We start from the raw sequence: 20,147 nt of genomic DNA, 5'->3' as shown, positions 1-20,147 counted from the left end.
CTATTTCTCCTCGGCCATGAGATAGCCGACGCCGCGGATGGTGTGGATCACGACCTTGGCGCCATGCTCGGCGAGCTGCTTGCGCAGCCGCGAGACGTAGACCTCGACCGCGTTGGAGGCGACCTCGCCGTCGAGCCCGAAGATGTGGTCCTCGACGTTCTTCTTCGGCACCACCCGCCCCTGCCGGCGCAGCAGGATCTCGAGCACCGAGGTCTCGCGCGCGGAGATGATGCGCGGCTGGTCGTCGACGAAGATCTGGCGGCTTTCGGTGTCATAGACGAGGTTGGCAAGGCGCAGCGAGCGGCCGAGCAGCTGGCCAGGACGGCGCAGGATCGCCTCCAGCCGCGCCACCAGTTCCTCCATCGCGAACGGTTTTGCGAGATAGTCGTCGGCGCCGCTGCGCAGGCCGCTAACGCGATCCTGCAAGCCGCCGCGCGCGGTCAGCACCAGCACCGGCAATGGCTCCATCTGCCGGCGCAGCTCGCGCAGCACCGACAAGCCATCGCCGTCGGGCAGGCCGAGGTCGAGGATCATCGCGGCATAGCTGACGCTGCTGACCGCCTCGCGCGCTTCGGCGGCACTGCCGACGATGTCGCTCTCATAGCCGGCCGCCGATAGCCCGCCGGCAACGAGCCGCGACAGCTCGGCATTGTCCTCGACGATCAAAAGGCGCATCGCATTGTCCCGCGGGATGTTCCGGTGTCACCGCACGGCTTCCGCCGCATCTTCGCTGTCTTCCATCATCCGGGGCGTCTCGGCCAGCGAAAAAGCACCGGCGGGCCGGCCGCTCCCTTCCGTCAGGTTCCTGTAAGCCAGTCAGGGCACGTGCGGATGAGGTCGCGGGTGGCGGACGTTTGCCTCTTGGGCCCGCCGCCGGCGTCGCATCGACCCTTCCAAGGAACGAACACCCCCGCGAACCGTTGAACTCAGCTGCAACATTTCTCATTTGATGGGGCGTCGTGCAGACCACCTAAGGTAATGCACATGCGGCTTGCACGACGAACGCGTTCCAGCTCCGTTCTATCCGATTACCTGACCGCCATCACGCGACATCCGGGCGCCGCCGCGTTTGCTGCTGCAGGTACTCTCATCGCGGCTACCGCAATCATAAATCGGCGGCTCGCGAACAAAGCGCAACGCGATAATCCTCCGCAGGGTCGGTTCATCGACGTCGAGGGGGTTCGCCTGCACTATTTGGAACGCGGCAGGGGCAAGCCGCTGGTTTTGTTTCACGGCAATGGCAGCATGATCCAGGATTTCGACTCGAGTGGATTGATCGATCTCGCAGCCGAGAACTACAGGGTCATGGTGTTCGATCGTCCCGGTTTTGGGCATAGCTCGCGGCCGAGGCACGTCGTCTGGACCCCGGAGGCCCAAGCGGACCTGTTCAAGAAGGCGCTCGACCAGTTGGGCGTCTCTCAAGCGATTGTCTTTGGCCATTCGTGGGGAGCGTCGGTTGCGGTTGCGCTGGCGACAAGACATCCTCCGTTCGTGCAGGCTCTCGTGCTGGCCTCGGGTTATTATTTCCCGACGCCCCGCTCGGACAGCGCTACGTCCGTGCTATCCGCCCTACCGGTGGTCGGCGACGTCATCAGCTCCACGATTTCGCCGTTGGCCGGTCGAATGATGTGGCCCGCGATGTTGCGCAAGCTGTTTGGCCCGCGGCCGGTCCCGAACAAGTTCGCCGGCTTTCCGAAAGAAATGGCGCTCCGCCCATCACAGATGCGGGCCGCAGCGGCCGAAGCGACGATGTTGGTCCCCGCCGCATTCTCAGGTTCGAAGACCTATGCAGAACTCAAGATGCCGACGATCATTATCGCGGGTCAGAACGATCGTCTGATCGATATCAAGCAGTCGGTCAGGCTGCATGGCGAGATCAAGCAGAGCAAATTGCGCCGGATCGACGGCGCGGGACACATGATTCATCAAACCGCAACCGCTGACGTGATGGCGGCCATCGACGAAGCTGCTGCCGAGGCCGTGTTGACTCATGGAAGGGAAGGCCCGGGCGTTTCGCGAAGCAACGCGTAATCACTTAGGAACAACGCCGCTTATGACCGTCGGCGAACCTCATGGCTCGTTTGCGGAGGATCGCTTCTGAGCCAACTCGGGCGCTGGACCACACTTCAACCCGCCCTTTCGGTCGAACCGAGACCTTTTCGACCAGGTATGGTATCTGTCGATCACCGGTCGGCAGAGGTGCCGATTTGGCCGGATAAGCGGGAAAGCAAAGCGCAATGTTTCCTAGCCAGGTGACAATGCCCTTGTGGCACGAAAAGCACCTCCGGGCTGCCACTCGCGCCGCCGGTGTCGCTCTATGGTCCTGGAACGTTGATACCGACGCCATCACCATGGATGAACCCGCGTACGACCTTTGGGAGGTGCCCAAGGGCGAGCAGAAAATTACGTTCGAGATACTGTCCAAAAACATCCACCCCGCAGATCTCGAGAGGGTGAGATCGGCATTTGCGGCTACTCGCGCAGTCGTAGGCTCCTACGAAATAGATTTTCGTATTCTGACGGGAAGCGATATCCGTTGGATTTCCGCTCGGGGCCAAGGCGACGATGCCGATATAGCCGATCGAACCATGTTCGGTATTTTCCTAGATGTAACCCAACGCAAGCAAGCTGAGGAAGCCAACGAGCTACTGGCGGGCGAGATGAGCCACCGCCTGAAAAACCTTCTAACCATCGCAACGGCGCTTACTCAAATGAGCTCGCGCTCGGCAGCATCCAAAGAAGATATGGCCCAGGAACTGACCAGTCGCCTGATCGCCCTTGGGCGTGCTCAGGACCTTGTTCGTCCGGTACTAGGACGAAATAGAGAGGGAACGCTTCTTGGAGACCTCATCTCTGTTCTGCTTGCGCCGTACGATGAAAAGGGAGCCAGCGTTCGTATTCGTGTCTCGGTCCCCAAGATGAACGTGGGAGAGACTTCCAGCACAGCACTCGCCTTGGTGATGCATGAACTGGCAACCAACTCTGCGAAATACGGTGCGCTGTCTCTATCAAGCGGCACCCTGGACGTGTCGTGCAACGCCCACGAGGACGAGGTCGTGGTCAAGTGGACGGAGCGGGGCGGTCCTCCCGTTGTCGCTCCAACAAAGCTCGAAGGCTTTGGAAGCAAGTTGGTGCACCGAAGTATGGCCGCCCAGCTTGGCGGGGCTATAACTTTTGACTGGTCGGAAGAAGGTGTGGTGGTCATCCTGCGCATGAGCAAAGACCGTCTTGCGAATTGATGTTCAGCTGATTTCCCGCGCCCACTCCTGTCACCCGTCTGCGATTGGCGCCCCTTGGCTTTACTTCGTACGATGCTCGTGAAAAGCGACTCTGAGTCCGCCCAGTTCATCGCTTGTCGCTCCCCGTTCCGCATCGGCACGGCTTGCGGACGAATCCTTGTAAGCAATCGGCTGATCGAACTGGCTCGCCGTGAAGTCATACCGCTGGCCTTTGATACGATTGTAAAAATGGTCGCCGGCCGGCAGCGGCGTCCTCAGCACCTCGCCGCCGAAGAGCTCGTGAATCAGCAGCGAGGTGACGTTGCATTGCCCTGCCGCCGGATTGCTCGCCGTCCATTGACTGGCGGTTGCCAACGACCAGGCCTTGCGCAATGCGCTTCGAACCTCATCGGGATCGAAGCTCATCATCAACCCCCGGCTGCCACCGAGGCGCCAATTTCGGATTTTGCGATAATGCCTTTATGCCACTGTTTTGCCCGACGAGTCAAACGATCTCGCTGAAGCACGCGCGCCTGCCCGCTTTGACGCCCAAAAATGCGAAGTTGCCCTCGACGGCGCGATGCTCGGGCGTGCCTGCCAATTAGCTCCATCGCATCAAGCTGTTGGCTGCACTCGCGGCGCCTTGTCCGCTCACCCCTCGTCTACTGTGCATGGGGTTGTTTTTCAGATTTTTTGTTGGGCGCCCCACCCGTACCCCGGCGACGACGCCGCTCGGCGGCTTCCGTCTCGCCTATTCCGATCGCGTCGTCCCGTAGAAAAAGCCCGGCCTCGCGAACGAGACCGGGCGTGTCGTCTTGCTACTGCTTCGAAGATCAGCCGCGGGTGCGCGAGCGGATCATGAAGCTGTCGTAGGTGTACTCGGCAACCTGCCACCACAGATATTCGTCGGAGCGGTAGGCCTGCATGGCGTCGATCGACTTCTTGAAGTCGGGATTCTTGGCTGAGATCTCGCCCCACAATTCGTTGGTCGCCTTGAGACAGGCTTCCAGAACCTCATTGGTGAACGGGCGAAGCTGCGTTCCGCCGGCGACCAGACGCTTCAGGGCGCCGGGGTTCACCATGTCGTAGCGCGCGGCCATCCAGGTGTTGGTGTTGACGGTCGCGTTGGTGAGGATCGCCTGGTAGTTCTTCGGCAGCTCGTTCCACTTGTCGATGTTGGCGAAGGCGTGAACGGTCGGACCGCCTTCCCAGAAACCGGGGTAGTAGTAGTACTTCGCGACCTTGGCGAAGCCGAGCTTCTCGTCGTCGTAGGGACCGACCCATTCGGCCGCGTCGATGGTGCCCTTCTCGAGCGACGGATAGATGTCGCCGCCGGCGAGCTGCTGCGGCACCACGCCGACCTTCTGGAGCACCTGGCCGGCGATGCCTCCGATGCGCATCTTGAGGCCCGAGAGGTCGGCAACGGTCTTGATCTCCTTGCGGAACCAGCCGCCCATCTGGGTGCCGGTGTTGCCGCATGGGAAGCCCACCACGCTCGACTTCTTGAAGAACTCGTTGGCGAGCTCGTTGCCGCCGCCCTGGTACAGCCAGGAATTCTGCTGGCGTGCGTTCAGGCCGAAAGGCACCGACGCGAAGATCGCGAAGGTCGGGTCCTTGCCGACGTAGTAATACGACACCGTGTGGCACATCTCGACGGTGCCCTTCTGCGTCGCATCCAGCGCCTGCAGGCCCGGGACGATTTCACCCGCCTGGAAGACCTGGATCTGAAACTTGTTGTCGGTCATCTCGGCGACGTACTTCGCCATCTGCTCGGCACCGCCATAGATGGTGTCAAGCGACTTCGGGAAGCTCGACGTCAGGCGCCACTTGATCTCGGGCGAGGACTGCGCGATCGCCGGCGAGGCCACCGCGGCGGTCGCCGCCGCGCCTGCTGCCGACACTTTCAGAAAATCACGACGCTTCATCTTCAGTCTCTCCTTGTTGGGGCGTTTCCCCTAACTTCCTCTTTGCTGCCGCTCATTCCGGCGACGCGTTCTTGGGCCGCGTCGAACCGAAGGGGCTTGACTGCCGTGGGCCTTTAACACGGAAGCCCCGCTTTCGAAACGCGACATTGGCATGACAGGGCTCTACGAAAGTCGCATGTCCCCAGCCTATTGGTTTGAAGGGATTGCTTGGATCCACTCAGGCCGCGGCGATGACGCCCTTGAGCTGGTCTCGCACCTGTCCCGCAATGGCGCGGTAGATCGCCGCATGGGGGCCGTCCGGCTCGCTGTCCACCACGGGCGTGCCGGCGTCCGAGGTGGCGCGAATCGCCATGTGCAGGGGGATCTCGCCGAGGAACGGTACACCAAGCTTCTCGGCCTCGTGGCGCGCGCCCCCATGGCCGAAAATGTCGGATTTCGTGCCGCATTGCGGACATTGGAAATAGCTCATGTTCTCGACGATGCCGAGCACGGGCACGTTGACCTTCTTGAACATCGCGAGCCCCCGCCTTGCGTCGATCAGCGACAGGTCCTGTGGGGTCGAGACAATCACGGCGCCCTTCAAAGGGACGTTTTGAGCCAGCGTGAGCTGGGCATCGCCGGTGCCTGGCGGCATGTCGACGACGAGAACGTCGAGCTGGCCCCATGCGACGTCGCGCAGCATCTGCGTCACCGCAGACATCACCATCGGCCCGCGCCAGATCATCGCGGTCTCTTCCTCCACCAGGAAGCCGATCGACATGATGGCCAGGCCAAAGCGCCTGAGCGGAATCATCTTGCGCTCGCCATCCAGCTCCGGCTTCTCGTGAAGGCCCGTCAGCCGCGGCACCGAGGGGCCGTAGATGTCGGCATCGAGCAGCCCGACCTTGAGGCCGAGATCGCGCAGGCCCAGCGCAAGATTGAGTGCGGTGGTGGACTTGCCGACGCCGCCCTTGCCCGAGGCGACCGCGATCACGGCCGCGACGCCCGGAATCTCGGACTGCCGCGCCATCGGCGATTGGGCGCCGCCCTGCGGCGGCGGCTTGTGGGCGTGGACCGGCTGCACGCCCGGCGTACCGCGGCTGGGAGTTGGCGGCGGTGGTGGTGCCGCGCCGGCCTTGCGCTCGGCCGTGAGCGCCACCATGACCGTGGTGACGCCGGGAATGGCACGGACCGCGGCCTCGGCCTCGGCCCGGACGGATTCCCAGGCTCGCGCCTCGGCGGCATCGACATTGATCGAGAAGAACACCTTGCCATCGGCCGCGCTGATCGCGCTCAGCACATTGGCATTGGTGAGCGCGACCCCGCGGGGCGACTTGATCCTGGCGAGGCTGTCGAGAACCTGTTGCTGCGTCACGCTCAAAGCGCATCTCCTAGAATTCAAGATGCCCCATTAGAGCGGAAACGCCCAAAAGGCTACTGCCTGCCGATATCGTCAGCCATCTCGGCGGGCGCCGCGCCCTGCTCCAGGGCCGCCTCGTAGTTGAGCTCGATCATGACCCCGTTGGGGTCGTGGACGAAGATCTGCCAGAGCTCGCCGCCGGGCACCTGGCGGGAGTCGAACTTCATCCCCTTCGAGGCCAGCCGTTGTTTCATGCCGTCAAACCCGCGGCTGGCGAAGGCGACATGGTGGACAACGCCGGAATCCGGCTTTTGTGGCTCGGCAGTCGGAGAAATATCGACGAGGTGCACCACCGGCTTACCCTCGCTGTACATCCAGGCGCCGGGGAAGGCGAAATTCGGCCGGGGGCCTTTTTCCAGGCCCAGCACGTCCTCGTAGAAGCGGACGGTCTCGGCCAGATTCCGGGTCCGGATGTTGAAATGATCGAGCACGCCCGCGCTTACGCCGCCCATGCCTTCGCTCCCTTTTCTTGAAGTCCTTAGGTCCGCCATCCTAGCACAGACGGGGACCAAACGAAGCCGTTGCCCTCCGGCCTCAAGGGTTTATGGTGCGGCCGATCTGCCGCAATGGCGGAACCGGGCGCCCCTCGCCCGGCAAGAACCGTAAAACCCAAACTACGGACAAGGTACCACAGATGGCTAAAGTCGCTTTCCTCGGTCTCGGCGTGATGGGCTTCCCCATGGCCGGACACCTCGTGAAAAAAGGGGGCCATGAGGTCACCGTCTATAACCGCACCGCGGCCAAGGCGAAGGAGTGGGCGGACAAGTTCGGCGGCAAGACCGCGGCGACCCCGAAGGCCGCGGCCGAGGGCCAGGACTTCGTGATGTGCTGCGTCGGCAACGACAACGATCTGCGCGCGGTCACGATCGGTGCCGACGGCGCGTTTGCCGGCATGAAGAAGGGGGCGACCTTCGTCGACCACACCACCGCTTCCGCCGAGGTCGCGCGAGAGCTTGATGCTGCCGCGACCAAGGCCGGCTTCAAGTTCATCGACGCACCCGTGTCCGGCGGCCAGGCCGGCGCCGAGAACGGCGTGCTGACGGTGATGTGCGGCGGCGCGCAGGACGCCTATGCCGGCGCCGAGCCGATCATCACAAGCGCCTATGCGCGGATGTGCAAATTGCTGGGGCCCGCCGGCTCCGGCCAGCTGACCAAAATGGTCAACCAGATCTGCATCGCCGGCCTCGTCCAGGGCCTCTCCGAGGGCATTCACTTCGCCAAGAAGAGTGGCCTCGACGTCGCCGCCGTGATCGAAACCATCTCAAAGGGCGCCGCGCAGTCCTGGCAGATGGAGAACCGCTACAAGACCATGAACGACGACAAATACGATTTCGGCTTCGCGGTCGAATGGATGCGCAAGGATCTCTCGATCTCGCTGGCCGAAGCCCGCCGCAATGGCGCCAATTTGCCGGTGACCGCGCTGGTCGACCAGTTCTACTCCGAGGTCGAGAAGATGGGCGGCAAGCGCTGGGATACGTCGAGCCTGCTCGCGCGCCTTAATCGCTGACGCCTGACGAAGTGATCCTGCCTTGCTGATCGCACTCGCCGCAATCTTCGTCCTCGCCTATGCGGCGATCGCGCTCGAGCATCCGATCGGGGTGAACAAGAGCGCGTCTGCGCTACTCGGCGCAGGCGTGCTCTGGACAATCTATGCGCTCGCGACCGGCGACCACACGCTGGTCGGCCGTCAGCTCGATGAGTCCGTCGCCGCCACCGCGCAGATCGTGTTCTTCTTGATTGGCGCGATGACCATCGTCGAAGTGATCGACGCCCATGACGGTTTCGAGGTCATCACCTCCCGCATCAGCACGACCAGCCAGGTCCGTCTGATATGGCTGATTGGCTTCGTGACCTTCTTCCTCAGTGCCATTCTCGACAATCTGACCACCACCATTGTCATGGTCTCGCTGATCCAGCGGTTGATCGCCAAGCGCGACGACCGGCTGCTGTTCGCCTCCCTCATCGTCATCGCCGCAAATGCCGGTGGTGCATGGACCGTGATCGGCGACGTCACCACGACGATGCTGTGGATCGGCGGACAGATTTCGCCCCTGAAAATCATGGGCGCGGTGTTCCTGCCCTCCCTGCTCAACCTTCTCGTGCCGCTCGCATTCATCAGCTTTTCACTCAAGGGCAAGACCATCGCACCGCCGCCGAAAGAGGACGGATTGCAAAGCGTCGATCCGTTCGAGCGGAACGTGATGTTCTATCTCGGACTCGGCGTCCTGATCGCGGTGCCCGCCTTCAAGACGGTCACGCACCTGCCGCCCTTCATGGGCGTCCTGCTTGGGCTTGGCATCGTATGGTTGGTCGGCGAGATCGTTCATCGCGACAAGGATGAGCATGTCCGCGGTCCGCTCACGCTTGCGAATGCCCTGACGCGGATCGACATGGGCTCGATCGTGTTCTTCCTCGGCATCTTGCTCGCGGTCGCCTGCCTCGAACATGCCAGCCTGCTCTCTATGGTGGCCAAATGGCTGGGCACCGCGATCGGTCGACAGGACATCATCGTGATCGTGCTCGGGCTGCTCAGCGCCGTCATCGACAACGTGCCGCTGGTCGCCGCGACGATGGGTATGTACGACCTGGCGCATTATCCACCCGACAGCTTCCTCTGGGAGTTCATCGCCTATTGCGCCGGAACCGGCGGCTCGATCTTGATCATCGGCTCGGCCGCAGGCGTCGCGGCCATGGGGCTCGAGCGCATCGAGTTCCTCTGGTACGCCCGCCGCATCGCCGTTCCCGCGCTCGCCGGCTATCTCGCGGGCGCCGTGGTGTACATCGCGCAGCACGCGGCGCTGCATTGAGCGGCTCACGCCGGATCCAAAATTAACGCCGGGTTAACGTAATTCTTTAGCTCCTTAAGTCACCTCTTAAGGATTTCTTGCCAGAGATAGACAATGCAGAAGGCCCGCCCCGCGCGGGCAGGAATTGTTGTTGTGCGATGAGTAAACCCGCTGAAAAGCCCGAGGTTGTGCAGCTTCCGGCCGAGCCGGTGAGCCTGCCGTCGGCGAGCCATCGCCGGGCTGCGGCACAGCGGGTCCGCGAGGCGCGCGACAAGTTAACGTCGACCAGTGGAACCCGGCCGGCTTTCGACGCCGAAATGCTGCGCCATTACGCCCAGACCCGGCTGTCGGCCTCCTATGTCGTGATGCTGCTTGTGGTCGCGACAGGCGTGCTGTTTGGGCTGTGGATGCAGCCGATCCCGGCCGCGGCCTGGACCGCCGGCATGCTGTGCATCCATGCCGCGATGATCCGCAGCTGCCACCGCTTCCTGGCCGAGCCCGCCTCGCCCGCGGCAACGCGCGCATGGCAGACGCGCTTCGTCGTGCTCGACCTGCTCTATGGCCTTTGCTGGATGGCGATCCTGATCCATCCCGTGCTCGACACGATCACGGAATCGCTGATGATGTTCCTGATGCTGCTCGTGATCGCAGTATCGAGCATGCTGGCCGCCAATCTGCCGATCGCCGCCCTCGCCGCCACTGCACCGGTCGCGGTCGCGATGGCGCTGAGCTTCGTGATGACCGGCTCGCTGGACAATTACATCCTGGCCGCGCTCGCCCTCGCCGCCGAAGGCTATTTCGTGCTGCTGGCTCACCGCCTGCACTCTTCGACCTTCGCCACGCTCGAGGCGCGCGCCGAGAAGGACGCGCTGATCGGCGAGCTCGAACAAGCCAAGGCGATCTCGGACGAAGCGCGCCACCGCGCCGAATCCGCCAATGTCGCCAAGTCGCGCTTTCTGGCGCAGATGAGCCACGAACTGCGGACGCCGCTCAACGCGATACTCGGCTTCTCCGAGGTGATGAAGAGCGAGATTTTCGGTGCGCATGCCGTGCCGGTCTACAAGGAGTACTCGGCCGACATCCACAATTCCGGCGTCCACCTGCTCAATCTCATCAACGAGATCCTCGATCTGTCGCGGATCGAGGCCGGCCGTTACGAGCTCAACGAGGAAGCGGTCTCGCTGGTCGGCATCGTCGCCGATTGCCATCATCTGATGAAGCTGCGCGCCTCGAGCCGTGGCATCACCATCCACGAAGTGTTCGAGCAGGCAATGCCGCGGCTCTGGGCCGACGAGCGCGCGATCCGCCAGGTCGTGCTCAATCTGCTCTCCAACTCGATCAAGTTCACTCCGCAGGGCGGCGAGATCTGGCTCAAGGCCGGCTGGACGGCCTCAGGCGGACAATATCTCTCGGTGAAGGATACCGGCTCCGGAATCCCCGAGGACGAGATCCCGGTCGTGCTGGCCTCGTTCGGCCAAGGCTCTAATTCGATCAAGTCGGCCGAACAGGGCGCCGGTCTCGGCCTGCCGATCGCCAAGAATCTGGTCGACCTGCATGGCGGTACGTTCACGCTGAAATCGAAGCTGCGCATCGGCACCGAAGTGATCGTCACCTTCCCGCCCGAGCGCGTGATGAGCGCGCTGGCGCCGATGTCGGATGATTCTCCGCCGCTCCAACCCGAGAGTTCCGCGGTAGCGGACGAGAAGCGCCGGCCCCGTCGCAAGCCGATCATGAGCGCAGGTACGGGCTCGTAACGAGATGCTTGCAGACATGCCCGACCATCCGCCACTATGTCCGAATGAGCAAAGAAACGCCGTGCGTCGCCGTCTGCATGATCGATCCCAAGACCAGGCTGTGCTTCGGCTGCGGACGCACATTGCCGGAGATCGCGCGCTGGCACGCCATGGAGAGCGCGGAACGGCTCGCGCTCACGGCGCTGTTGCCGGCGCGCATGAATCAGGTTGGACTTGCGCCCATCGCGGAATCGCCGAAACGAACCTGACCGGTCGGCGCGCATCTGGAGATGCGCAATGATCCGGTTCCTGCTCGTTCTCATTATGCTCGCCTGCACGGCAGGTGCCGTCGTCGCCTATGGCGATTCCGACCAGATCGCGCGCGCGAGCAGCAAGGTCTCGCATATCTTTCGCACGCAGACTGCAGCGCCCGCCCCCGCCGTGCAGATTCAGCGCGGCCAGGGTGGCGAATTCGCGCTGCGCGCGAAGATCAACGGCGTGGCCGCACCGATGGTCATCGACACCGGAGCGACCTCGGTGGTGCTGACCTGGGAAACCGCAAAAGCGATCGGGCTGCCACTCGAGATGCTCGAGTACGACGTCGATCTCGAAACCGCGGGCGGTCACACCAAGGCGGCCCGCCTCACGATCGACCGCCTCTCCGTCGGCCACCTCGTCGAAAAATCGGTGCCGGCCCTCGTCGTGCAGCGCGGGCAGATGAAGACCAACCTGCTCGGCATGAGCTTCCTCGATCGCCTGGAGAGCTGGGGCGTGCGCGCCGACAGGCTGATGCTCACCGGTTATCCGGAGCTCCAGACCAGTCGCCGCCGCTCGCGCCTGGCAGTCGACTAGACTCTTGCAATCCGGCTCGCCATGTGGCGCGGCTAGGCCGCCGCCTCCGCCGGCGCGCGCGCACCGACACGCGCAATCGCATCGCGTAGCACCTCGAGGCCGGCGCCCGGCTTTACCCCCTGCTCGGCAAGATGCCGGCGGAAGGCGCGCGCGCCGGGTACGGCGTGGAATGCGCCGACGAAATGCCTCGTCATGGAGTGCAGCCGCGTGCCGCGCGCGAGCTGCTGCTCGATGTAGGGCATCATTGCTTCGAGCGCATCCTGCATCGAGGCAAGCGGCGCCGCCTCGCCGAAAATGTCGGTATCGACCGAGAGCAGCCGCCACGGCTCCTGATAGGCGGCTCGTCCAAGCATCGCGCCGTCAACGTGATCGAGATGTGCCCTTGCCTCGTCGACGCCGGGGATGCCGCCGTTGATGATGACAGGCACATCCGGCATCGCGCGCTTGAGGCGATAGACGCGATCATAGTCGAGCGGCGGGATGTCGCGATTCTCCTTCGGTGACAAACCGCTGAGCCATGCTTTCCGGGCATGCACGATCAACGCATCGCAGCCGGAGTCAACGACCGCGTGCGCAAGGTTGTCGAGCGCGACTTCCGGATCCTGGTCGTCGATACCGATGCGGCACTTCACCGTGACGGGCACGGCAACCGCACCCTTCATCGCCTCGACGCACCTCGCCACGAGATCAGGCTCTGCCATGAGGCAAGCGCCGAAACGGCCGTCCTTCACGCGGTCGGAGGGGCAGCCGACGTTGAGGTTGATCTCGTCATAACCGAACTCCTCGCCGATCCGCGCCGCCAGCGCCAGCTCGCGCGGATCCGACCCGCCGAGCTGAAGCGCGACCGGGTGCTCGACCAGGTCGAACCCAAGCAGCCGCTCCCGGTCACCATGAATGATGGCACCAGTGGTCAGCATCTCCGTATACAGCAGCGCCCGCCGCGTCAGGTGACGATGGAACACCCGGCAATGCCGGTCGGTCCAATCCATCATGGGGGCCACGGAAAAGGTATGGTTGTGATATTTCAATTACTTAACCTATATGCTCAATAGCAAGAAGCATGAACGTGTGCACTCCAAACTAGCCGAAATTGCACACGTTTGTACCTGTTTTGACCTTTCGGTGCACACGTAGCGCACACGACTGGGGAGTGCACACGGCCCTGGCCAGCTTCACTCAGTTGCCCTCCGGGAACTAGCGCGGCCAGGTCCGTCGCAAGAACCGCTATGTGTCAGAGACCTTTCGCCGTCGCAAGGACGGTGAAGATTGGGCGCTCGACATGGAGCGAACATCGATCGCAAGGGATCACCAAAACCGAAGGCTGCTGTGCAGGCTCGAACGTTCGGCGACACCACCGACCTACATATAAAGGACAGGCACGAAGTGGGCCTCCCCGACGTTCCAAAGCCACCGTATTGGAGGCCCTGAAAGAGTCATTGGGAACAGGGAAACTGTCCCAACTCAACCGTGAGCGACTGATTGAGTTTGGTCGGAAGCGAGCGAAGCAAGGTGCCGGGCCGGCAACATTGGCGATCGACTTCTCCTTCATTCGAACCGTCGCTACGCATGCTGCAGCGGTGCACGGCATTGAAGTCTCGGCCGAAGAAGTTCGCTGGGCGCGCTTTGCAATGAAGCACTTGGGTCTAGTAGGCAACTCTGAAGAGCGAGATCGACGCCCAACAAGCCCACTTCGGATCTGCGCTGCGGGCAGAACTGGCGTGCCGACGAGCACCGGGCATCGCACGACAGGACTGGGTGGCGGCGAGCCGCCCGACGTCAACGGCGTCGCCCTGCGACGTGTGAGTGCACAGCAGCGCCGGCTCCTTGTACGTGGCATCGAATCGCAAGGTCGTCTCGTTGGCAAGCCGAACCGTGTCGATGTTGCGCCGTTGATTTTGCAGTACGAAATCAGGATTGGCCGCCCGTGGGTTGGTTAGCGCCGCCGTCTTGGTGACTTCTCCCGGTATCTCGGCGCGCCATCGCCCTGCATTCACGTAGAAGCGAGTCTCTGCGTGCGTCGAAAACACCGATAGGCCGTGATGAAATAGTCAGGGGTCCGTCAGCTCCGCCGGAGCCGTTGCGGTGCACCTCTCCCGCGCGGAGAGAGGTGATCCGAGTCCTCGGCTTGTACCGATTCAAGCGTGTTCATCCGGTCTACCTCGGAACGGGCGCTTCCGATTCCAGCAGGGACGCGGCCTTGAGATCGCTCCAGAGCGCGGCTGGCACTGAGGCGGTCAGCGCTGCCACGTTGCGCTCGACCTCCTGCGCATTATGCGCCCCGAGGACCACGCTCGCGACCGCGGGATGGCCGAGCGCGAAATGTAGAGCTGCCGTCGGCAGTGCTACGTCATGAGCTGCGCAGATGCGCTGGATTTCGGCAACCTTCGAAAGGATCTGCGGCGGCGCATCCTGATAATTGTACTTGGCGCCCTTAATGGCGCCCGTCGCCAGAATCCCCGAATTGAACACGCCGCCGAGCAGCACCGCGATGCCCTGCTTCAGGGCCAGCGGCATGAACTCCTCGAGTGCTGGCTGCTCAAGCAGCGAATAGCGCCCGGCGAGCAGCATTACCTCGAAGGATCCGGCCTGCGCAAAGCGCACGCACATCTCGGCCTCGTTGACGCCGATTCCGATGCCCGCGACCACACCTTCAGAACGAAGTTTGTCCAGCGCTACATAGGCCCCGGACATCGCTTCGCGAAACCGATCCTCGATCGCGTCCTTGCCGTGGGTCCACACATCGACATCATGGATCAGCAGCAGATCGATACGGTCGGCGCCAAGCCGCAACAGCGACTGCTCGACCGAACGCATGGTGCCGTCATAGGAATAGTCGACTACGGCCCGGTGCGGCTGTCCGCCAACAAATCCGGACCGAGTTTCCGGCTGGTGAAACGGATCCATCCAGCGGCCGGTCTTGGTGCAAAGCACCACGTCCTTGCGCGGCACGCGCCGAAGCGCCGTTCCGCAGCGATGCTCCGACAGGCCATTGCCATAGTGCGGCGATGTATCGAGCAAATTGATGCCGAGTTCGAAGGCGCGGCTCGCAGCGGCAATCGCAGTCTGGTCGTCGAGCTCGAGAAAAAGATCGCCAAGCGGTGCGGTTCCGAACCCGAGGATAGAGACTTCGAGACCGGTCCGGCCAAGTGTGCGGCGCGGCAAAGCTGATTGCGAAACCATGGTGAATTGCTCTTCCTTCTCCGCGCCTCGATCGCGCGCTGGTCTCATTGCAGCGACGCGCAGCGTATGTATTTGCCGTCAGGTGTCAACGCGGAGATTACGGATCTCGTACAAGACTATTCCACTCATACAGTCGGGTTGCTAAGAAAAGCGGAACCGGCACGCGGGCACTTCACGACCTGCGGCAACGAGGAGGAACAATGCTCCCCTATGTCACGCACGACGCACGCTTTGCCCGCCTGGTCTTCGGTCACGCCAATCTCGAAAAACTCACCAGCGGCTGCCGCTGGGCCGAAGGACCCGCTTACTTTCCGGCCGGCCGCTATTTGATCTGGTCCGACATTCCGAACAACCGAATGATGCGCTTCGACGAGACCGATTCATCGGTGTCGGTGTTCCGCTCGCCGAGCTTCAACTCGAACGGCAACACGACCGATCGCGAGGGGCGGCTGGTCACTTGCGAGCACTTCATGCGCCGCGTCACCCGGACCGAGCATAACGGCTCCATCACGGTGCTTGCCGAGCAGTTCGAAGGGCGTCGGCTGAACTCGCCCAACGATGTCGTGGTGAAATCGGACGGCTCGATCTGGTTTTCGGATCCGACATACGGCATCGACAACGATTACGAGGGCCAGCAGACCAAATCCGAGATTGGCGCCTCCAACGTGTACCGGATCGATCCAGCGGGCGGCGAGATCAGCCTCGTCGTCTCTGACCGCGTGCAACCGAACGGGCTGGCGTTCTCGCCAGACGAGAAGCTGCTTTATGTCGCCGATACCGGCGCGACCCACGTCGACGGGCTGCCCGCGACGATCTGGTCCTACAAGGTCCAGGGAAACAAGGTCGCTGAGCCCTCGCTGTTTTCCACCTGCCCCGACGGACTCTATGACGGGTTTCGCTGCGACATCCACGGCAACATCTGGACGTCAGCGGGACAGAGCGTGTTCTGCTATGCAGCCGACGGGACACATATCGGGACGATTCCGATTGGCGAGATCGTGGCGAATGTCTGTTTCGGCGGTCCGCAGCGCAACCGCCTCTACATTTGCGGACAGACTTCGCTGTATTCGATCTTCCTCAATACGCGCGCGGCCGTGTAAGGGAAAACGCGTTGCGGGGTGGCGTGCGGCGCCATCCTTAACTGTTCTGCCGGTGCTTTGGCGGACCATCAGGTCCCCCGCCGCCACGCAGATCGGATTCGAGCTCCTCGATGATGGTGTGAAGCTGGCGTATGGCTAGAGGATCGGCTACGTCGCGCTCCAGAGAGCGATAGCGCGCGATCCGGACTTGCTGGTCTCTGACCTCGATGTCGCTCATGATGCGTGATCTCTGCCGATACGACGCCGAGCAAGGCAGTTCGATTCGCCAAGCTTTTCGGATCATTTGCGAGGGTTTCCAATTCGCAAAGACGACGGGCTACTTGGGCCGGCCGTCTAGCTCATGACGCGTTCGCCCCGCCCGTAGACGAGCAGCATGAAGATGATAACGAGACCGTAGATCACCTGCCGGCCCGCCTCCGGCATCTCCATGATCGACAATACGCTGTTCAGGAGCACGATCAGGACGACGCCGATCAGCGTACCGAGATAGCGGCCGCGGCCGCCGAGGATGTTCGTGCCTCCAATCACGACGGCGGCGATCGAGGGCAGCAGATAGGCGTCTCCCATGCCTTGGTAGGCCTTGGTGGAATAGCCGGCGAGCAGCACGCCCGCGAGCGCGGCAGCAAGGCCGCAGAGGACGAAGCAGACCACCGTGACGCGGCGCGTGTTGACGCCGGCGAGATAGGCCGCCGCCTCCTTGTTGCCGATGGCGTAGATGTAGCGGCCGAGCGACATGCGCTGCAGGATGACGACCACCAGCACGGACACCGCGGCCCAGACGAACAGCGCGTTGGGAATGCCGAGCGTACGATCGCCCGCCAGCATCCGCATCAGGTCGGTCGCCCCGGTCTGCGGTGCGTAGCCGCCAGTATGCGCGACCATCAGGCCGCGCATCACGGCATTCACGCCCAGCGTAAAGATCATCGAGGGGACCCGCAGATACGCGACCCCGACGCCGTTGACGAGCCCGACCAGAACGCCGACCCCGAGGCCGACCGGAATTGCGAGAGGACCGCCGACCGAGGTCGCCATCATGGCCGCGGCGGCGAGCGTCCAGGGCACCGACAGATCGATCTGCGCGATCAGGATCACGATCATCATGCCGGCCGAGACGATCCCGAGGAACGCACCGATCTGCAATTGCTGCAGAAGATAGGCCGGAGACAACAGGGGAGCGCTGCCGAAACGGGCGAACGTGTAAACCGTACCCGCGACGAGAATGACGACGATGAACAGCGCCGCTATCAGGATCGGGCGATCGTCGCGCGAGAGGCTGAATGAGGCCGCCGTCATCGAAACAGCTCCAACGTGTTCTTGACGCGCAGCATACCCAAGGCGCCGATGCTGACGGCAGCGAGCAGGATCACGCCCTCGAACAGCGGCTGCAGAAGAGGGGCAATGTCGAAGATGCGGAAGAAGAAGGAAATCACGCGCAAGACCATGGCGCCGAAGATCGACCCGATCGCACTGCCGGTTCCGCCCAGCAGCGAAGTGCCGCCGATCACCACGGAGGCGATCGAGTTGAGCGTATAGGCGCCGGCCTGCGGAATGTCCGCATTCCCAGACGAAGTCTGGATAGCAAGGAAGAGACCGCCGCAGCCGGCGAAGAAGCCCGCGAGCGTGAAGGCGGCGATCTTGGCGCGCTCGATCGGAAGGCCGGACATATAAGCCGCGCCCTCGGCCGAGCCGATCGCATAGACGGCGCGGCCGAGAACGGAGCGGCGGAACGGCACCCATACCAGCAGCGGAATGAGAACGAGAAGCACAAAGGGCACCGGGATCCAGGCGAACGGCGCAAACCAGGCAGCCGCGCCATCGTCGAAGATGTGCACGGTCGAGGCGAAATCGCCGAGCGAGTTAGTCAGCGCCCAGTTCAGATCAACATCGATCTTGCCGCCCGGGGTCGGACGCAGGAAAAGCGCGATGCCGATGTAGACCGCGCCGGTCGCAAGCGTCGCGATGATCGGCTGGATGCGCCCATAGACGACGACGCAACCATTGATAAAGCCGGCAGCCGCGCCGATCGCAAGGCACACGGCGATCCCGAGCAGAATGCCGCTCACGCCGCCCGGAAAGGTGCCGAGGCCGAGATGCACGCCGAATATGTCGAGATGCAGCGGCGCACCACCTGCCGCGCCGGTCAGGAGGTAGCTCGCAAAGCAGCCGACCATGGTCATGACCGCTCCGACGGAGAGATCAAGGCCCGACATCAAGACCGGCACGGTCTGCGCCATCGCCAGCATGGCGAGCGCAAAGATTTCGTCGCCATTCTGCACCAGCACGGCGGAGGAGAAACCGCGGGGATGCGCGGCGTTGTAGAAAATGTAGAGGGCACAGAACAACAGGATGGCGGTGACCAGACCGATGTTCTGGCGGATCCTGATCGCGAGATCGTCAAGCATGCGCCGCCCCCGCTGCGGTATCGGTGTCGACATTCAGGGAGCTTGCGACAATGTTGGTCTCGGTGAGGTCGTCGCCCTCGAGCTCGCGCACGATGCGGCCGTCATACATGATGACGACGCGGTCGCAGCAGCCGATCAGCTCGTCATAGTCGGTCGAGTAGAACAGGATTGCGGCGCCCTGGTCGGCGAGTTCGCGCATCAGCCGGTAGAGCTCCTGCTTGGTGCCTACGTCGATTCCGCGCGTGGGATCGTTGAGCAGGATGATGCGCGGATCGGTCATCAGCCATTTGGCGAGCACGACCTTCTGCTGGTTTCCACCCGACAGCGTCGAGACCGCGTCACTCGCTGCACCCAACTTGATCTGCAGCCGTGCGATGGCCCGCTTGATCGCGGTGCGTTCCTTGCCGGCATCGATGAATGGGCCAGTGGAAAGGGCGTCGAGCGATGCGATCGCAAGATTGTCCGCGATCGACATCGGCAGCATCAGTCCTTCGGTCTTGCGGTCCTCAGGCACGAGGGCGATGCCGACCGATTTTGCCGCCGCCGGGGAGCCGGGACGCACCTCGCGGTTTGCCACCATGATGCGACCCGTGACGCCGCGCAAAACGCCGAACAGAGCAAGCAACAGGGATTTCTGACCCTGACCGTCGAGGCCACCGAGCCCGACGATCTCGCCGGCGCCGACGCTCAGTGAGATGCGATCGAGCTGCCCCTCCCACGACAGGTTCTCGAGCGCCAGCACCGGCCTCGCAGCATTGCGCGCCGGCTTGGGCGGGTACTGGGCCGCGATGTCACGCCCGATCATGAGCTGGACGATATCGGCGGTCGAACGCACGCCCTTGTCGAAGGTCTCGATATGGCGGCCGTTGCGAAATACCGAGGCGCGGTCGGCGAGCGCCTCGACCTCGTGCATGCGGTGCGAGATGTACAGGATTGCGACACCTTCGGCCTTGAGCCGTGCCAGCATCGCGTAGACCTTCTCCACATCGGCGCTCGTCAGTGCCGATGTCGCCTCATCGAGGATCAGCAACTGCGGCCGCTTGCCGAGCGCCTTCGCAATCTCGACCACCTGGCGCCGCGATAGGGGCAGATCGCGCACGTGCCTCAGGGGATTGACGTCCTCACAGCCGATCTCGGCCAGAAGCTCCTCGGCGCGGCGGCGCTGGGCCTTCGCATCGATCAAGCCGAACCGCCGCGGCGGGGACGCAATGGAGATGTTGTCCGCGACCGAGAGGTCGGGCATCAGCGATAGCTCCTGGAAGATGCAGACGACACCGGCCGCATTCGCCGCCGACGGCGTAGCAAAGCCGACGGCGCTCCCTGCGAGGCGCATGCGGCCGCTGTCGGGCTGCACCACCCCGGCGATGATCTTGATCAAGGTCGACTTGCCGGCACCGTTCTCGCCCAGCACGGCGTGGATCTTGCCGCGCTCGCAGGCGAAATCGACCCCCTCCAGAGCACGAACGCCGGCATAGCGCTTGGAGATGCCGGCGAGCTCCAGGAAGGCGGATGGCGTCGGGTCGGCAGCCGGCATCACCCGGCCTTCACGCAA

Annotated in this window: 20 protein-coding genes; 9 read left to right on the top strand and 11 right to left on the bottom strand. The window is 63.1% G+C overall.

Annotated elements, in window-relative coordinates:
• Positions 1-675: a response regulator transcription factor gene (locus BRA471DRAFT_RS15600; protein WP_007592584.1), complete on the bottom strand. Its 675-nt coding sequence runs from the start codon at positions 673-675 to the stop codon at positions 1-3.
• Positions 676-984: 309 nt separating this feature from the next.
• Between BRA471DRAFT_RS15600 and BRA471DRAFT_RS15595 the strand changes: the two genes are divergently transcribed.
• Both BRA471DRAFT_RS15595 and BRA471DRAFT_RS15590 read left to right on the top strand, forming a co-directional pair.
• Positions 985-2,031: an alpha/beta fold hydrolase gene (locus BRA471DRAFT_RS15595; RefSeq protein ID WP_007608759.1), complete on the top strand. Its 1,047-nt coding sequence runs from the start codon at positions 985-987 to the stop codon at positions 2,029-2,031.
• A 227-nt stretch (positions 2,032-2,258) separates the two neighbouring features.
• The gene (locus tag BRA471DRAFT_RS15590) at positions 2,259-3,239 is read left to right on the top strand and encodes a sensor histidine kinase (protein ID WP_007608757.1); all 981 of its coding nucleotides are present in this window, start codon (positions 2,259-2,261) and stop codon (positions 3,237-3,239) included.
• A 60-nt stretch (positions 3,240-3,299) separates the two neighbouring features.
• On the opposite strand, the gene BRA471DRAFT_RS15585 is transcribed toward BRA471DRAFT_RS15590, so the two are convergent.
• From BRA471DRAFT_RS15585 to BRA471DRAFT_RS15570, 4 genes are all read right to left on the bottom strand, one after another.
• The gene (locus BRA471DRAFT_RS15585; RefSeq protein WP_007608755.1) at positions 3,300-3,644 is read right to left on the bottom strand and encodes a hypothetical protein; all 345 of its coding nucleotides are present in this window, start codon (positions 3,642-3,644) and stop codon (positions 3,300-3,302) included.
• Between the two features lie 407 nt (positions 3,645-4,051).
• Positions 4,052-5,143 carry a TRAP transporter substrate-binding protein gene (locus tag BRA471DRAFT_RS15580; RefSeq protein ID WP_007608753.1) on the bottom strand — a complete coding sequence of 364 codons (1,092 nt, stop codon included), beginning with the start codon at positions 5,141-5,143 and terminating at the stop codon, positions 4,052-4,054.
• A gap of 217 nt (positions 5,144-5,360) precedes the next feature.
• Positions 5,361-6,503 carry an Mrp/NBP35 family ATP-binding protein gene (locus BRA471DRAFT_RS15575; protein ID WP_007608752.1) on the bottom strand — a complete coding sequence of 381 codons (1,143 nt, stop codon included), beginning with the start codon at positions 6,501-6,503 and terminating at the stop codon, positions 5,361-5,363.
• Between the two features lie 53 nt (positions 6,504-6,556).
• Entirely contained in the window at positions 6,557-6,994 is a 438-nt protein-coding gene (locus tag BRA471DRAFT_RS15570; RefSeq protein ID WP_007608751.1) for a VOC family protein, read from the bottom strand.
• 182 nt (positions 6,995-7,176) lie between these two features.
• Here BRA471DRAFT_RS15570 and BRA471DRAFT_RS15565 point away from each other — a divergent pair, with 182 nt between their 5' ends.
• From BRA471DRAFT_RS15565 to BRA471DRAFT_RS15545, 5 genes are all read left to right on the top strand, one after another.
• Positions 7,177-8,049 carry an NAD(P)-dependent oxidoreductase gene (locus tag BRA471DRAFT_RS15565; protein WP_007608750.1) on the top strand — a complete coding sequence of 291 codons (873 nt, stop codon included), beginning with the start codon at positions 7,177-7,179 and terminating at the stop codon, positions 8,047-8,049.
• 22 nt (positions 8,050-8,071) lie between these two features.
• Positions 8,072-9,349, top strand: a complete 1,278-nt coding sequence (nhaD, locus tag BRA471DRAFT_RS15560) for a sodium:proton antiporter NhaD (protein ID WP_007608749.1) — start codon at positions 8,072-8,074, stop codon at positions 9,347-9,349.
• A gap of 137 nt (positions 9,350-9,486) precedes the next feature.
• Positions 9,487-11,082: a HAMP domain-containing sensor histidine kinase gene (locus tag BRA471DRAFT_RS15555; RefSeq protein ID WP_007608748.1), complete on the top strand. Its 1,596-nt coding sequence runs from the start codon at positions 9,487-9,489 to the stop codon at positions 11,080-11,082.
• A gap of 44 nt (positions 11,083-11,126) precedes the next feature.
• Positions 11,127-11,330 carry a DUF1289 domain-containing protein gene (locus tag BRA471DRAFT_RS15550; protein WP_007608746.1) on the top strand — a complete coding sequence of 68 codons (204 nt, stop codon included), beginning with the start codon at positions 11,127-11,129 and terminating at the stop codon, positions 11,328-11,330.
• Between the two features lie 28 nt (positions 11,331-11,358).
• Positions 11,359-11,913: a TIGR02281 family clan AA aspartic protease gene (locus tag BRA471DRAFT_RS15545; RefSeq protein WP_007608744.1), complete on the top strand. Its 555-nt coding sequence runs from the start codon at positions 11,359-11,361 to the stop codon at positions 11,911-11,913.
• Between the two features lie 32 nt (positions 11,914-11,945).
• Here BRA471DRAFT_RS15545 and dusA read toward each other — a convergent pair whose 3' ends face one another.
• Positions 11,946-12,941, bottom strand: a complete 996-nt coding sequence (gene dusA / locus BRA471DRAFT_RS15540; protein WP_007608743.1) for a tRNA dihydrouridine(20/20a) synthase DusA — start codon at positions 12,939-12,941, stop codon at positions 11,946-11,948.
• A 387-nt stretch (positions 12,942-13,328) separates the two neighbouring features.
• Between dusA and BRA471DRAFT_RS40355 the strand changes: the two genes are divergently transcribed.
• Positions 13,329-13,850 (top strand): hypothetical protein, encoded by a 522-nt coding sequence (locus BRA471DRAFT_RS40355; protein WP_198287884.1) that lies wholly within the window; start codon positions 13,329-13,331, stop codon positions 13,848-13,850.
• 217 nt (positions 13,851-14,067) lie between these two features.
• Here the strand turns inward: BRA471DRAFT_RS40355 and BRA471DRAFT_RS15535 are convergent, their stop codons facing one another.
• Complete coding sequence (locus BRA471DRAFT_RS15535; RefSeq protein WP_007608741.1) at positions 14,068-15,093, bottom strand: aldo/keto reductase; 1,026 nt, start codon at positions 15,091-15,093, stop codon at positions 14,068-14,070.
• Between the two features lie 200 nt (positions 15,094-15,293).
• On the opposite strand from BRA471DRAFT_RS15535, the gene BRA471DRAFT_RS15530 reads away from it, so the two are divergent.
• Positions 15,294-16,193 carry an SMP-30/gluconolactonase/LRE family protein gene (locus BRA471DRAFT_RS15530; RefSeq protein ID WP_007608740.1) on the top strand — a complete coding sequence of 300 codons (900 nt, stop codon included), beginning with the start codon at positions 15,294-15,296 and terminating at the stop codon, positions 16,191-16,193.
• 37 nt (positions 16,194-16,230) lie between these two features.
• Here the strand turns inward: BRA471DRAFT_RS15530 and BRA471DRAFT_RS15525 are convergent, their stop codons facing one another.
• The 4 genes from BRA471DRAFT_RS15525 to BRA471DRAFT_RS15510 all read right to left on the bottom strand — a co-directional run bounded on the left by BRA471DRAFT_RS15525 (position 16,231) and on the right by BRA471DRAFT_RS15510 (position 20,129).
• On the bottom strand, positions 16,231-16,410 hold the full coding sequence (locus tag BRA471DRAFT_RS15525) for a hypothetical protein (protein ID WP_007608739.1): 180 nt from the start codon (positions 16,408-16,410) through the stop codon (positions 16,231-16,233).
• 116 nt (positions 16,411-16,526) lie between these two features.
• Positions 16,527-17,486 carry an ABC transporter permease gene (locus BRA471DRAFT_RS15520; RefSeq protein ID WP_007608738.1) on the bottom strand — a complete coding sequence of 320 codons (960 nt, stop codon included), beginning with the start codon at positions 17,484-17,486 and terminating at the stop codon, positions 16,527-16,529.
• On the bottom strand, positions 17,483-18,595 hold the full coding sequence (locus BRA471DRAFT_RS15515; RefSeq protein ID WP_007608737.1) for an ABC transporter permease: 1,113 nt from the start codon (positions 18,593-18,595) through the stop codon (positions 17,483-17,485). The genes BRA471DRAFT_RS15520 and BRA471DRAFT_RS15515 overlap by 4 nt, the downstream gene beginning before the upstream one ends.
• Positions 18,588-20,129: a sugar ABC transporter ATP-binding protein gene (locus BRA471DRAFT_RS15510; RefSeq protein ID WP_007608735.1), complete on the bottom strand. Its 1,542-nt coding sequence runs from the start codon at positions 20,127-20,129 to the stop codon at positions 18,588-18,590. Before BRA471DRAFT_RS15510 ends, BRA471DRAFT_RS15515 begins: the two co-directional genes overlap by 8 nt.
• Between the last annotated feature and the right edge of the window lie 18 nt (positions 20,130-20,147).

The sequence above is a fragment of the Bradyrhizobium sp. WSM471 genome, from assembly GCF_000244915.1.
Classification (GTDB): Bacteria; Pseudomonadota; Alphaproteobacteria; order Rhizobiales; family Xanthobacteraceae; genus Bradyrhizobium.
Note: the sequence above shows the minus strand (reverse complement) of the source record. Positions and strands in the feature narration are given on the sequence as shown.